General features: G+C 58.8%; 15 protein-coding genes. All 15 read right to left on the reverse strand.

The window, feature by feature from the left end; genetic code table 11:
• Positions 1–41 precede the first annotated feature (41 nt).
• The gene (locus ACI514_RS17445; RefSeq protein ID WP_007920053.1) at positions 42–1,517 is read right to left on the reverse strand and encodes a sigma-54 dependent transcriptional regulator; all 1,476 of its coding nucleotides are present in this window, start codon (positions 1,515–1,517) and stop codon (positions 42–44) included.
• A 172-nt stretch (positions 1,518–1,689) separates the two neighbouring features.
• Positions 1,690–1,986, reverse strand: coding sequence for a hypothetical protein (locus ACI514_RS17450; RefSeq protein ID WP_016984299.1), 297 nt, complete (start codon positions 1,984–1,986; stop codon positions 1,690–1,692).
• 11 nt (positions 1,987–1,997) lie between these two features.
• Positions 1,998–2,396, reverse strand: coding sequence for a flagellar export chaperone FliS (gene fliS / locus ACI514_RS17455; RefSeq protein ID WP_141128979.1), 399 nt, complete (start codon positions 2,394–2,396; stop codon positions 1,998–2,000).
• Positions 2,397–2,525: 129 nt separating this feature from the next.
• Positions 2,526–3,974: a flagellar filament capping protein FliD gene (fliD, locus tag ACI514_RS17460; RefSeq protein WP_160056776.1), complete on the reverse strand. Its 1,449-nt coding sequence runs from the start codon at positions 3,972–3,974 to the stop codon at positions 2,526–2,528.
• Between the two features lie 82 nt (positions 3,975–4,056).
• Positions 4,057–4,416, reverse strand: coding sequence for a flagellar protein FlaG (locus ACI514_RS17465; RefSeq protein ID WP_160056774.1), 360 nt, complete (start codon positions 4,414–4,416; stop codon positions 4,057–4,059).
• 72 nt (positions 4,417–4,488) lie between these two features.
• On the reverse strand, positions 4,489–5,340 hold the full coding sequence (locus ACI514_RS17470; protein ID WP_141128976.1) for a flagellin domain-containing protein: 852 nt from the start codon (positions 5,338–5,340) through the stop codon (positions 4,489–4,491).
• Between the two features lie 242 nt (positions 5,341–5,582).
• Entirely contained in the window at positions 5,583–5,849 is a 267-nt protein-coding gene (locus ACI514_RS17475; RefSeq protein WP_160056772.1) for a hypothetical protein, read from the reverse strand.
• Positions 5,846–7,135, reverse strand: a complete 1,290-nt coding sequence (locus ACI514_RS17480; RefSeq protein WP_405122095.1) for a motility associated factor glycosyltransferase family protein — start codon at positions 7,133–7,135, stop codon at positions 5,846–5,848. The genes ACI514_RS17475 and ACI514_RS17480 overlap by 4 nt, the downstream gene beginning before the upstream one ends.
• An 87-nt stretch (positions 7,136–7,222) precedes the next feature.
• The gene (locus ACI514_RS17485) at positions 7,223–8,149 is read right to left on the reverse strand and encodes a ketoacyl-ACP synthase III (protein WP_160056768.1); all 927 of its coding nucleotides are present in this window, start codon (positions 8,147–8,149) and stop codon (positions 7,223–7,225) included.
• 225 nt (positions 8,150–8,374) lie between these two features.
• Positions 8,375–9,427, reverse strand: a complete 1,053-nt coding sequence (pseI, locus tag ACI514_RS17490; RefSeq protein WP_160056766.1) for a pseudaminic acid synthase — start codon at positions 9,425–9,427, stop codon at positions 8,375–8,377.
• The gene (gene pseG / locus ACI514_RS17495) at positions 9,420–10,925 is read right to left on the reverse strand and encodes a UDP-2,4-diacetamido-2,4,6-trideoxy-beta-L-altropyranose hydrolase (protein ID WP_405122096.1); all 1,506 of its coding nucleotides are present in this window, start codon (positions 10,923–10,925) and stop codon (positions 9,420–9,422) included. Before pseG ends, pseI begins: the two co-directional genes overlap by 8 nt.
• Positions 10,922–11,617, reverse strand: coding sequence for a pseudaminic acid cytidylyltransferase (gene pseF / locus ACI514_RS17500; RefSeq protein WP_405122097.1), 696 nt, complete (start codon positions 11,615–11,617; stop codon positions 10,922–10,924). Before pseF ends, pseG begins: the two co-directional genes overlap by 4 nt.
• Positions 11,614–12,234 (reverse strand): pseudaminic acid biosynthesis-associated methylase, encoded by a 621-nt coding sequence (locus ACI514_RS17505; protein ID WP_405122098.1) that lies wholly within the window; start codon positions 12,232–12,234, stop codon positions 11,614–11,616. Before ACI514_RS17505 ends, pseF begins: the two co-directional genes overlap by 4 nt.
• A 31-nt stretch (positions 12,235–12,265) precedes the next feature.
• Positions 12,266–13,423 carry a UDP-4-amino-4,6-dideoxy-N-acetyl-beta-L-altrosamine transaminase gene (pseC, locus tag ACI514_RS17510; RefSeq protein ID WP_160056758.1) on the reverse strand — a complete coding sequence of 386 codons (1,158 nt, stop codon included), beginning with the start codon at positions 13,421–13,423 and terminating at the stop codon, positions 12,266–12,268.
• Positions 13,420–14,421: a UDP-N-acetylglucosamine 4,6-dehydratase (inverting) gene (gene pseB / locus ACI514_RS17515; RefSeq protein ID WP_160056756.1), complete on the reverse strand. Its 1,002-nt coding sequence runs from the start codon at positions 14,419–14,421 to the stop codon at positions 13,420–13,422. Before pseB ends, pseC begins: the two co-directional genes overlap by 4 nt.
• Positions 14,422–14,444: the final 23 nt, after the last annotated feature.

The following is a 14,444-nucleotide window of genomic DNA, read 5'->3' on the forward strand; positions in this document are numbered from 1 at the left end:
AAAAAAAACTGCTTATAAATGAAGCAGTTGAAAAACAGGCGTCAATCCTCCGCCTGTTCATCTCCATCGCGTCGGCTCATGCCGTACTTGCGCATCTTCTCGACCAGGGTGGTACGACGGATACGCAGACGTTCAGCCGCACGCGCGACAATGCCATTGGCATCGTCCAGCGCCTGTTGAATCAGCCCCTGTTCCAGACCACCGAGATAGTCCTTCAGGTCCAGGCCTTCCGGCGGCAGCATGGCGTTGGCGGTGAAGTCCGGCGTATGACCATTGATCGCCACGCGCTCTTCGAGATCACTGCGCAGGCTGTCGACCATTTGCTCGTCTTCGTCGTCGACGTAGCGGAATTTCTTCGGCAGTTCGACCACGCCGATCACCCCGTACGGATGCATGATCGCCATGCGCTCGACCAGGTTGGCCAGCTCGCGGACGTTGCCCGGCCAGCCGTGACGGCACAGCGACATGATCGCCGCCGAGTTGAAGCGGATCGAACCACGCTTCTCATGCTCCATGCGCGAGATCAGTTCGTTCATCAATAACGGAATGTCTTCGACGCGCTCACGCAGCGGCGCCATCTCGATCGGGAACACGTTGAGGCGATAGTAGAGGTCTTCGCGGAAGGTGCCGATCTCGATCATGCTTTCGAGATTCTTGTGCGTCGCAGCGATGATGCGCACGTCGACGCTCTGGGTCTTGTTGCTGCCCACGCGCTCGAAGGTGCGCTCCTGCAGGACGCGCAGCAGCTTGACCTGCATCGGCAGCGGCATGTCGCCGATTTCATCGAGGAACAGCGTACCGCCATTGGCCAGTTCGAAACGCCCGGCACGACTGGTGATTGCGCCGGTGAAGGCGCCCTTCTCGTGACCGAACAATTCGCTTTCGAGCAGCTCTGCCGGGATCGCCCCGCAGTTGACCGGCACGAATGGCGCATCGCGACGCTTGGAATGGTAATGCAGGTTGCGCGCGACCACTTCCTTGCCGGTCCCGGACTCGCCGAGGATCAGCACGCTGGCGTCGGTGTCGGCCACTTGCTGCATCATCTGGCGCACGTGCTGGATCGCACGGCTGGTGCCGACGAGGCTACGGAACAGATTGGGTTCGCGATGACGACCGCGCTCACGGGCCTGATCATACATCTCGCGATAGACCTGGGCACGGTGCAGGGAGTCGAGCAATTTGCTGTAGCTGGGCGGCATTTCGAGGGTCGAAAGCACTCGGCGACGCTGATCTTCAGGCAAGTCGACGGAAGAATTATCGCCCATCAACAAAACCGGAAGGAACTCATCCCAGGTTGAGAGTGTCTTTAGCAAGCCCAAAAGCGCACCAGGAGCATTAACGGTCCCGATCAGTACGCAAATGACCTCACGACTAGACGACAAAGAGCCGACTGCCTGCTGCCAGTCATGGCTGCCGCAGGGTAAATTTTCTTCGCCAAGAAAATTTAGAATCACCGCCAGGTCGCGGCGGCGGACGCTATCGTCATCGATCAGCAGAATTTTGGTTTCACGCCACATGCAATAGCAACTTCCCTAGTCAACTCAATGCCCAAAATAAGGGGCAAGCGAGACGCTTGCAGGACACCATGTGCCTGTAGACGCCTGAAATCTGAAAACAGCCACTAGTTAAGTCAAAAAACCGTGCACAGTCAAATTTATGGCGCACATGTCTGGATTAACTGGGGGTTAATTAACCAAACAGATGGTAAACCTTTGCCGCCTTTTGCGCTTGGGTGATCTGCGACATCTCGTTGGCTATCGCCTGTCGCTCCCCCATCGCCACCTCAAGAAGCTCCTTGTAGACATGGAGCAACTCCTCAAGATTATCGCGCAACGCGACTTCATCCAGCGCAGCTTCAGCCATGACGTCTTCCATGCAGGAACGGCAAGCCAGATCCAGCTCGCCAATGGCTTCCCAGTTGCGTTCGGCCAGCGCGGTGACCAACGCTTCACGGGTATCGGCGATTCGCTGCAATACTAGACTCATGACGATCTCCTTCAGAACTGCGGAGCTGGCACAGGAGCAATGGCATCCCAGCCTTCTTTCACCGTGCCCAGCAAGCCTGCAACCTCATCGAGAATGCGCGGATCGCTGCTGATGTTCGCCTCGGCGAGGCGCTTCATCATGTAGATGTACAGCCCGTCCAGATCAGCCAGGGTGTCTGCGCTGTTCTCCAGATCGAGGCCTTCGCGCAGGCCGCTGACAATGCCAATCGCTTTGCTGATCGAAGTGCACTTGCCAGGAATGTCCTTGCGCTCGATGGCGCCTTTGGCCTGAGCGATACGGGCCAGTCCACCTTCCATCAACATTTGCACCAGACGGTGCGGGCTCGCTTCGGATGTCTGAGCGTGTGCGCCGACTTTCTGGTACTGCCGAAGGGCTAACATCGGATTCATGTTCTACCTCATTGCCACAATGACTCGTATAACCAGTGTATCGCCAACGAATCACAGAACTTTAGTTCAAAAGACAAAAACCCGGCGCACGCCGATAAAGCGTAGCCGGGTTTTTGTCGTTACTGCCTGTTACTTCGCGGACTGCTGAGCGTTCAGGGAGCTGAAGAACGACGTGATATTACTCGCCGTTGCTTTCATCTGCCCGACCAGCAGGTCCATGGCGTTGTACTTGGCCGTCAGCGTCTTGGTCAGGTTATCGACGCGCAAGTCCAGGGCCGTCTGCTGCTTTTGCAGGGCCGAGGTGATGTTCGTCAGGTTGGAACTGCGCTGATCGAGCAGGCCACCGGTCTTGACGTACGGATCAACCGCCGCGTTCATGCGTGCCAACAAACCATTTTTGGCGTCGGTACCACTGAACAGCTGTTGAACCTGACCAGCCATGCCCGGGAGTTCCATACGCTTGTTGAACACCGCCGTGTCGAGCGTCAGCAAACCGGTTTTACTGTCAGTCAGAACACCCATCTGCGACAGCACGGACAATTGCCCTTTGCCACCAGCCCCTGGATCAGTCAGCTGAGCACGCACATCAGCCATCAACGAGCGCGGCAGCGCATCACCGGTGAAAGCCGATGAAACGGTCAGATTGCCATCGGCGTCCGGCGTCGCCTTGGACAGCGTGTCGACGGTTTTCTTCAGGGTGTTGTAGGAATCGATGAACGTCTGCAGCGACGTCTGGATACCGGCGGTATTGGTCGCAACCGAAACCGTCGCCGGGGTTGCCGTGCCGTTGACGACAGGGCTCGCAGCCACCAGATTCAGCGTCATGCCGCTGATTGCGCCTGTTACCGTGTTGGTCTTGCTGCTGACAGCCAGCCCGTCAATGGTGAGGTTGGCATCTTTGGCCACCTTACCGACCGCCCCGGAAGCGCCTGCCGCCGGGTTGTCACCCATTTCCTGGGTGCCATCGATCTCAAGACCCGCGATACCGCTGACCTGCAGGTCCATGCCGGCGCCAGTCTTGTTCGAGCTCAGCACCAGGCGCGAAGAACCGCTACTGTCGGTCACGATGTTGGCGGAAATACCGTTGCTGGCCTGCGCCGTGTTGATCGCGTCCCGCGTGGACTGCAAGGTGGCATTGGCCGGAATCGCAACATTGTAATCAATGCCATTCTGACTGATTTTCAGAGTACCACTCGGAATAGCACTGGCGGCACCGCCGGCAAATGCGGCACTGGCGACTTTCGAGCCGGTGGCCAGGTTCTTCACAACAACGCTGTAAGTACCCGGTACGGCCGTTTTGTCCGATGTTGCACCGACAATCGTTGGTGTGTCCGACGTTGCGGTAAAACCGGCAAATGCCGGGCTCGACGCTTTATTAAGGTCGGTCATCGCCTTCTGATACGCCGCCAGTGCGCTTTTCAGCGAACCGACACCGGAAATCTTCAGCGAGTTGGTTTTCGTCTGAGTGTCGATCTGCGTCTGCTTGGCAGACTTGTCGGCGTTGACCAGCGCGGTCACGATCGCGCCGATGTCCAGGCCGGAACCCAGTCCGGAACCCGGTAGAATTGGACTTGCCATGTGCATCTCCCTTCAGATTGTTGCCATTCTTTTGACCGTTACACGCGTCCTGAGAACGTACAAACATTATTCATGCCAGCTATCAGACTTTGGCGTCGAACAGAACGTGGCTCGCATTGGCGAGGCTGTCTGCCAGCTTGAGGGCTTCTGCGGAGGGAATCTGTCGAACGACCTCACCCGTCTCGCTTGCGATCACCTTGACGATGACCTTACCGGAATGCTCATCGATCGAGAACTCCAGATTGCGCTTGATCGATTGAACGAACTTCTCGATCTCCTGCACAGCCAGTTTCAACTTGGCGTCATCCGTGTCCTGACTTTTGCGGTCAGCAACCGGAGCATCGGCCTTCGCAACTTTTGGCGTCTCTGACGGCTTGTCAGCAACAGGGGTCGCTGGCTTGGGAGCCGGATAAGACACGTTAAGCTTTACGCTCATGTCCATGCCCATCACCTCTTAACGAAAAAAGCGAGAGAGCGCGACAAGCACACTCCCCCGCTTAAACTTATTCCGAAATTACTGAAGCAGCTTCAGTACAGCGGAAGGCAGTTGGTTGGCTTGAGCCAGAACAGAGGTCGAAGCCTGTTGCAGGGTTTGCTGCTTGGTCAGGTTAGCAGTCTCTGCGGCGAAGTCGGTATCTTGTACGCGACCTTGTGCAGCAGTGGTGTTCTCGGTGATGTTCTGCAAGTTCTGGATGGTGCTGGTCAGACGGTTTTGCGAAGCACCCAGGCTGGCACGAGTCGAACCGATTGCAGCGATAGCGGCGTCGATTGCAGTGATAGCGCTGTCGATGTTGGTAGCAGCGCCAGAAACGCTAGCACCGGTCAGGGACAGAGTACCGCTGCCTACCGACAGGCTTACTGCGTCGAACTTGGAGCTCAGTACCAGGTCGATGTGGTTAGCCGAACCGGTGTTTGCGCCCACTTGCAGGGTCACAGTACCAGCCGAACCGTCCAGCAGGTTTTTGCCGTTCAGGTTGGTCGAAGCCGAGATACGGGTGATTTCGTCAGACATCTGAGCGAATTCAGCGTTGGTAGCGGTCTGGTCAGCAGTGCCGTTGGTACCGTTACGTGCTTTAACAGCCAGTTCACGCATACGCTGCAGAATGTCGGTAGTGGCTTGCAGAGCGCCTTCAGCGGTCTGAGCTACGGAGATACCGTCGTTGGCGTTCTGGATAGCCTGGGTGTTACCGCGGATCTGGGAAGACATACGGTTGGAGATTTGCAGGCCAGCGGCGTCGTCTTTAGCGCTGTTGATTTTCAGGCCGGAAGACAGGCGCTGCATCGAAGTCGACAGAGCGTCGGAAGCGCGGTTCAGGTTTTTCTGAACGTTCAACGACGTAGTGTTGGTGTTTACTGTTAAAGCCATGACGAATTCCTCGTTGGTTGGGTACTGCGGCTTCCGGCCCTGGCAACCGCCGGGTATGGCCTAGAGAACCTTCGTAATAGTTATCGTCGGGTTTGCAGGTTGCTTGAGGGCTTTTTGAAAAAAATTTGCCATCACCCTGCCACCCCCGAGAAAACAAAGACTTAGCAGTCCATCCACCGCGAATAAATGACGTCATAAAACCGACTGTCGCGCAAACCTGCGGGCCAGTGCTGTCGGCACACTCAGGCCGGGACACTTTCCAGCAAATCCACCAGTTCATACTCCATAGCGTCAGCCAGCCCCAGCCAGTCCTGGCGCTCCTGGGATGCGAGCATTTGCAGTAACAGCTGCGCCCACATCTGCTGCACCTCTGCAGAAGCAGACGATAAACATTGCTGGGCCTTTTCAAACACATCGACCATCGCCAGCGCCGCCTCGACATCGCGACCCAGGCGAAACAAACCTGCGCACTGACGACATTCATCCTTACAGACACTCAGCGCACTCATTGCACAAACTCCGGATTGAAAGCGGTTCCGGCGATCAGCGCCCCGCAGCGGCTGCTGTTGAGAAACCCGACCTGTGGATGCGCAGCGATGTAGCGCTCCAGCACGCACAGATAACCGCGAAAATTGAGTTGCGTGCTGACCCGTTGGCCATGGCCATCGCGCACCCAATGCCGCGCCTGATTCACCGACGGCCCCAGCTCGCCGTCGTTCCAGCCGGCATGGGTCTTGTTCATCGGAAAAGCGAAGTCAGCGCCAAACAGCGTAATGCTGGCGGCCCCCATCTTTACCGCCAGATCCACCGCCGGGTGAATCACACTGCCGCCAACGTGCAACTGCGCTCGCGGATGCTGCTCACGCAAGTTCGCGTAGATCGGACTTGCGGAATAACCACCGTAACGTTTGCCCTTCCACGCCTTCAACACCGCCGGATCGCTCATCGGCAGATACACCAGCGGGATGCAGTCGGACTCTTCGAAGGGCAGATGACGAAAACTGATGCGCTGATCAATGCTCACCACCAGATCAGGCACAATCCCGTGTTCGCGCAGCGGTCGATACGCAGTGTCGACACAGATGAATAGCGGGCGTTCGGCGCGCTGGCGGATTGCAGCGAGACGCTGGTAATGCTGCTCCAGTGTCGGCCCGGTGGCGATCACATAGATTTCCCGACCCACACACGTGCCGAACAACTGCGCCACATCCGCATCGGCGAGCAGTACAGGCAGGCACGCCTGCAAACGCTGTTGAATCTCCGGCGACTGCGGATCGAAATCCCGATTGTTGAAACTCAGGTGCACTTCACTGACCAAGCGATCACGGACTTTCGCGTTGAAGTCATCGGCCAGCAGCATCTCGGCGGGCAAGGCAAAAAACGGCGTGAAAAAATCCGCGTGATCACCGGCATAAAACAACTCGACGCGCGGATCGTCCAGCCATTCACGCTGATCAAGCAGTTGCACCACCAGCGCAAACAACGCGCCGTTAAGGATGTGCACGTACAAGCGTTGCAGCCCTTCGCGTTCAAGCAGCACCCCGGGCAAATCACCGAGGCCCGTGCCATAAACATGCAATTGTGCTTTTTCTGGCAGGCTGGCCGCCTGAGTCCGCGCTTCATGGAGGCGGTCATGGCGGCTGGTGAGTTGAATGCCGTTGATGCTCAGCGTCGAGCCATGCCCCTCAACCAATTGAGCTGGAACGGCCGCACTGTCTTCAGCCATCAGTCGCTCGAACAGCGCCGGCCAGCGCCGTTGCAACACCTCGGCATTGGCTTGGAAAAACTCGCTCATGGCGCCTCGCGCTCCGTTTCAGGCAAAAAAATAGCGTTCAAGGTTAACCTTGAACGCTATTTTTGTATCCGCCGTTTTTGCTCGGACTCAAGGACGATAGATGATCGCCGAGCCCCACGACAGACCGACACCGAAACCGCTCAGCGCAATACGTTGCCAGTCGGAATCGAGTACGTGTTTTTCCAGCAGCAACGGAATGCTCGACGACACGGTATTACCGGTCTCGACCATGTCCTTGATGAACTTCTCCGGCTCGCCTTCGAAACGCCGCGCCACGGCATCGACAATCGCCGCACTGCCCTGGTGAATGCAGAACGCATCGATGTCATCGGCCTTCAGACCGGAATCATCGAGCAGTTCGTGCAAGTGTGCCGGGACTTTGAGCAGTGCGAAGTTGAAGACCTGACGACCGTTCATGAAGAACACGCCATCGGTGACTTTCAAGTGCGGCGCACCTGAGCCGTCAGTGCCGAACTTGGCCTTGCCCAGCGCCCAGGTCGGATCTTCGCCCATCCACGTAGCGGTCGCGGCATCGCCGAACAGCATGGTGGTGTTGCGGTCTTCCGGATCGACGATTTTCGAATACGGGTCAGCAGTGATCAGCAGGCCGTTCTTCAGACCGGCGGCTTCCATGAAGCCCTTGATCGCGTAGATGCCGTAGACATAACCGGAGCAGCCCAGGGAAATGTCGAACGCCGCCACGTTGGTCGGCAGACCGAGCTTGTCCTGTACGATCGCGGCGGTGTGCGGCAGGCCTTCTTCATCACCGTTCTGAGTGACGACGATCAAGGCGTCGATCGATTCACGTTTCAGTCCAGGGTTGCTGGCAAACAGCGCATTGGCCGCTTCCACGCACAGATCGGAGGTTTCCTGTTCAGCATCTTTGCGCGGCAGGAACGCCGAGCCGATCTTGCCAAGGATGAATTCTTCATCCTTCTCGAATTTTGCACCTTGTGCGTAATTGTCCACGCCGGCTACAGGAACGTAGCTCGCAATGCTTTTTATGCCAATCATTACGGCTTCCCAATAAAAAACAGCCCAAGACCACCGCTCGCAAGGATTTCGAGGGGCGCCGACAAACGAAAACGGCCGCCACAACGGGCAGCCACGGGGAGCGCAAAGGGCTATCACTGGAATCGAAAACGAGCCAGGCGCCATCTCCCCGATCAATACAATACAGTGAAGATGCGCGTTATGACTCGCAGGTCACGCTATTTTGCCGATTCGGTGCAGATCGGCTTATTCGACCAGCGACCAGTCCAGCGGCGTGCCGCGCTTGATCGGCGCACGCGCGCGGCGACCGAGGACGGCCTCGGTGTGCTTGGGCGGCAGTCCGAGACCGGGGCGAATCGCCCGCAGATTGTCCCCGGTAAAGGTGTCACCAGCGGCCATGTCGGCGGTAACGTACAGCGAGCGGCGATACACCACAGATTTCAGTTCGGCGTCGGTGGCGCCATAGCGCACCTGACCCAAGGCCTGCCAGGCTCGTTCGGTTTCCACTACCAGACTGGCCATTTCCGCCGGCTCCAGCGAAAAACTCGCATCGACGCCACCTGCCGAACGGTCGAGGGTGAAGTGTTTTTCCACCACCGTCGCGCCCAGCGCCACCGCCGCCACCGACACGCCAACGCCCATCGAGTGATCGGACAGCCCCACTTCGCAACCGAACAATTCACGCAGATGGGGAATCGTGCGCACGTTGCTGTTGAGCGGCGTCGCCGGATAAGTGCTGGTGCACTTGAGCAGCACCAGATCCTTGCAGCCGGCCTCACGGGCGGCACGCACGGTTTCATCCAGCTCGGCGATGCTGGCCATGCCCGTGGAGATGATCAGCGGCTTGCCGGTAGCGGCCACACGACGGATCAACGGCAAGTCGGTGTTTTCGAAACTGGCGATCTTGTAGGCCGGCACATCAAGACTTTCGAGAAAATCCACCGCTGTGGCATCGAACGGTGTCGAGAACGCAAGCATGCCCAGTTCTTTTGCACGGGCGAAAATCGGTGCATGCCATTCCCACGGCGTGTGGGCTTTTTCATACAAGTCGTAGAGCGAAGTACCCGCCCACAGACTGCCCGGATCCTTGATAAAGAACTCGCCCTCAGCCAGGTCCAGGGTCATGGTTTCGGCGGTGTAGGTCTGCAGCTTCAGGGCATGCGCGCCGGCCCTGGCCGCGGCCTCGACAATTTGCAGGGCCACGTCCAGCGACTGGTTATGGTTGCCACTCATCTCGGCAATGATGAAGGGCGGCGCATCGGCGCCGATCAAGCGGTTGCCGATTTTGAAACTAGTCATGCGGGTGATCCTTCAAAACACGGGTGAACGCGCAGGCCCCTTGGGTAAACCCGGCGTCACGAAACACATTCAATGAGGGCAGATTGTCCGGCAGGACGCAGGCGTTGATGACCGCCAGTTGTGGCCAGTGCGCGGCGACGAATGCCTGACCACGGGTCAACAGCGCCCTGCCCCAGCCGAGGCCGATACGCCCTTGCAGCAAGTAGATCGAGACTTCGGCTTCAAATCCGCGCAGGTCATAACGCACAACACCGACGGCGCCATCGTCTGCCTCGGCGAACAACAGCAGGCGCTGCGGATTACGCAAACTTGCCGTCAGCCAGTTGAGGTGTTGCACCCAATCGATCGCGCCAGTCTGCGGCGACCAGCGCCGCACGGCTTCGGCATTACGCCCCTCGAACAACAATTGCGCATCGTCCAGCGTCGCCGGGCGCAACTTGAGCACCGCGCCAGCCAGCGCTGCCGCAACGCGCTCGGCGCCGCGACCATCGACCAATTGCCGCGAACGTTCGGCCAGGCTCTGGCGCAGAAAATGATTGCCCACCACAAAACCGACAGCGTCACGCAATTGCTCGACACTGACCTGCTCACGGGCGCCCATGAACACATGCGCCCCCGCTGCGGCCATGACTTCGCCGTTGACCTGCTGGTTGTTCGACACCGCGATACAAATCGTCGGCAGCCCCAGCGCTGCACGCTCCCAACTGGTACCGCCGCCGGCACCGATAAACAGATCGGCTTCGCTCATGCGCTGGTAGAAATCACTGACGAAGCTGTGCAGGCGCCAGTTCGGCCGCGTCTCGGCCAAGGCCTGCATCTGCGCCCACGCCGGGTTCTCGGCGCCAGCAACGAAGTCCACCTGCAATTCGCTGAAATCAGCGAGGGCGAGCATCGCGTGATGAGTCTGCATCGCCGCATCGAAGCCGCCGAAATTCACCAGTACCCGGCGAGCCGTGGGTTTGATGTCGATGGCCGGGCAATTGAACTCTTCGCGCAGCATGGCGTAGCGCGGGCCCAGCAACGTGCGGCAACCCTCAGGTAGCAAGGGTGTGTAGTTTTCGCTGAGGCCGGACAAGTTCTGATTGAGCAACAGATCAACGCTGTAGCGCCGGGTCGCCAGATCATCCACCGCCGCGATGCGATGTGCCCAGCGGCGTGCAGCGGTTTGCCAGTGATGATCGAGGCCGTAATGATCGACGATGATCCAGTCGAACTCGGCATGGCCGTCCAGCAGCAGACCGAGTGCGTCGATATCGGCCTGCCACGGCAGCATCGACTCGATGGCTTGCTGTGGGTCTTCAGCGAGGTAACGATCAGGCAGCGCAAAGGTTTCAAACCCTTCGCCGTTCAGCGCCTCCAGCCGATGCCCCGGCAATTGCCGACAGGCAAACGCGACATGGCTGCCCTGCCCGCGCAACACCCGCGCCAGCGTCAGGCAACGGGCGATATGGCCACTGCCGATGGTCGGCGAGGCGTCGGCGCGAATCAGCACCCTCATTGCAGCTCTCCGCCCGCCTTGAGCGCGGCGTACAAGTATTCGGCGCGCTTCCAGTCTTCGGGCGTGTCGATGTCCTGCACCAGATGCCGAGGCAGAACCACTGGCAGACTGGCCGGCGAATAAACCACCTCACCACGCAACCAAGCCTCACTGCGGCCCCAGTAGAACTGACCGGCATCCTGAAACGCTTCGGGCAGATCCTGCGAGCGGGTATTACGAAATTCGGGATACAACGCAGTCAGCGCGCCCTGCCCGTCCAGCGTCAGCGCACGCTGCACCGGAAAACCGAAACTGCACACGGAAAACGCAAAAGACTTGTCGCGACGCTGTTCCAGTAATTCCAGTCCCTGATGCAGATAGCGCGCCTGCAGCAGCGGCGCCGTGGCGTACACACAGCAGGCGAAATCGAAGGTTGGCAACTGCTGCAAGGCATGCACGATCACTGCCGCCGTACCGGTGAAATCGTCAGCCAGTTCCGCCGGGCGCAGGAACGGCACTTGCGCGCCATGGGCCCGCGCGACATCGGCAATCTCGGCATCGTCGGTGCTGACCACGACCTGATCGAACACGCCCGACTCCAGCGCAGTGCGGATTGAACGGACAATCATCGGCACACCGTCGAACGGCAAGAGATTCTTGCGCGGGATGCGCTTGCTGCCGCCGCGGGCCGGAATGATTGCAACGTTGCTCAAGGACGTTTTTCCATCAGGAACCAAGTGACGTCATCCGCCGGGAACTGCGGGTCACGATGGTAAACAAAGCCGTAATCCAGCAGTTGCAGATCAGCGTAGCGATCGAGCATTTCACCGGCGAAATCACGCTTGAACAGCTTGCCGCTGTTACCGCGATAGGACACTTCCACCGGTGCCGGGTTGTAGTACTCGGCGATCAAAATATAGCGCTGGCTCAACGCGTACAACTGCGCATAAGCGGTCGGCAACAGTTCAGGGGCCAGATGGATCAGCACACCTTTGCTCAGGGTCAGATCGTAGCGGCGCTCGCGCGGGAAATCGAACAGCGAGCCATGCCAGATCTGTGCAATGTTCAACGCCCGTGCCTGAGCAAAAGCGCTGTCATTGATCTCGACCCCAAACAGCTCACAGCGCGGCAGCAACTGATGCAGCGCCTGCAAATTATTGCCGGCATTGGTGCCCAGCTCCACCAGGCTTTCAATGCGCCCGGCGCGGCTCAACGCTTTGGCAAACAAGGCAAGATTGGCCGCCACCAGCGGTTGGCCGATATTGCGCTCAACGTACTGGTTGCCGAACTCACCCTGCCAGAACTTTTCCTGCTCGCTCAGAGTACGCATGACTCAGTCTCACCCACCGCCACGGCGGTATTCATTCGGTCAGTCGACGCAATTGCTCGACTACATAATCCTGCTGCTGATCACTCAGCAACGGGTACAGCGGCAAGCTGATGGCCTCGGCGTAATAGCGTTCGGCCTCGGGAAAATCGCCCTCGGCAAAACCCAGGTCACGATAGTAGGGCTGCAAATGCACGGGAATATAGTGCAGGTTTACGCCGATCCCGGCGGCGCGCAAGCCTTCGAAAACCTGACGATGATTAAGGCCGATGCGCTCGGTCTGCAAGCGAATCACGTACAGATGCCACGCCGACTCCGCTTCCGCCTGAGGGCTGGGCAGCGTCACCGGCAAATACGCCAGCAAACGATCGTAACGCGCCGCCAGTTCGCGACGCCGGGCGATGAAGTCGTCCAGCTTGTTCAACTGAGACAAGCCCAGCGCAGCCTGCAGATCGGTAATCCGGTAGTTGAAACCCAGCTCGACCTGTTGGTAGTACCACGGCCCATGACTGGATTCGGTCATTTGCTGCGGATCACGGGTCATGCCGTGGCTGCGCAAACGTTGCAGGCGCTCGGCCAGATGCGGGCGGTTGGTTAGCACCATGCCACCTTCAGCACTGGTGATGATTTTCACCGGATGAAAACTGAACACGGTCATCGCCGCGAATTCACCGCAGCCGACCGGGCGCCCGGCGTAACTGGCACCGACGGCGTGCGAGGCATCCTCGATCACCGTGAAGTTGTAGCGCTCGGCCAATTCAGCAATGCGCCGCATGTCGCAGCTCTGCCCGGAAAACGCCACCGCCACCAGCACTTTCGGCAAAGTGCCGTCCTGTTCGGCCTGATCAAGCTTCGCTGCGAGGGCGAAGGCATCAAGGTTCCAGGTCAGCGGATCGATATCGACGAAATCGACCTCAGCGCCGCAATAGCGCCCGCAATTGGCCGAAGCGAGGAAAGTGTTTGGCGTCGTCCACAAGCGATCGCCCGGACCCAGGCCAGCGGCCAGACAGGCAATGTGCAGCGCCGCCGTGGCATTGCACACCGCAACGGCGAAGTCCGCCTGACAACGTTCGGCCATCGCCTGCTCGAAGCGTTCGATGGTCGGCCCCTGGGTCAGCCAGTCCGATTGCAGCACTTCGACGACCGCATCGATGTCTGCCTGATCGAGGCTTTGCCGACCGTAGGGAATCATGTCGAGAGCTTCGCGTGCAGGTCGGCGATCTGCCCGACCGAGAGAAAGTGCGGATTGGTGTCGGAGCGATATTCGAAATCTTCACTCACGGCAAGCCCCTGCTCGCCAAGCTTGTCGACGGCAAAATCGACATCGACGCTGGTGAAGCGGATCGACGGCTGGATGGTGTAGTGATCTTCGAACTCAAGGGTCATCCGCGCGTCGTCCAGCGGCACCATCAACTCATGGAGCTTTTCACCGGGACGAATGCCGACGTGCTTGTGTGGCAGATGTTCGGCCATGCCGCGCGCCAGATCGACAATGCGGATCGACGGAATCTTCGGCACGAACACTTCACCACCGTGCATCCGCGCAAAGCTGTCGAGGACAAACTGCACGCCGTGGTCGAGGGTGATCCAGAACCGCGTCATGCGTTCGTCGGTGATCGGCAACTCCTGAGCACCGTCGGCGATCAACTTGCTGAAAAACGGCACCACCGAGCCACGCGACCCGGCGACATTACCGTAGCGCACCACGGCAAAGCGGGTTTCCTGCTCGCCGGCAATGTTATTGGCGGCGACGAACAATTTGTCCGAGAGCAACTTGGTCGCGCCGTACAGGTTGATCGGGCTGGCCGCCTTGTCGGTGGACAGCGCCACAACCTTTTTCACGCCGTTATCGATGGCGGCGGCGATGATGTTTTCCGCGCCATTGACGTTGGTGCGAATGCATTCGGTGGGGTTGTATTCCGCCGCCGGCACCTGCTTCAACGCCGCAGCATGCACCACGTAGTCGATGCCGCGCATGGCCTGACGCAGACGGTCTGCGTCACGCACATCACCAATGAAGTAACGCATGCACGGCGCGTTGAACGTCTGCTGCATCTCGTACTGTTTCAGCTCGTCACGCGAGAACACCACCACGCGCTTGGGCTGGTATTGCTCAAGCAGTCGAGCGATGAATTTGCGCCCGAACGAACCGGTGCCGCCGGAGATGAAAATCGATTGACCGTTGAACATATGCTGATTCCTGTCCGGCACGC

This window comes from Pseudomonas sp. M20, from assembly GCF_045037865.1.
Lineage (GTDB): Bacteria > Pseudomonadota > Gammaproteobacteria > Pseudomonadales > Pseudomonadaceae > Aquipseudomonas.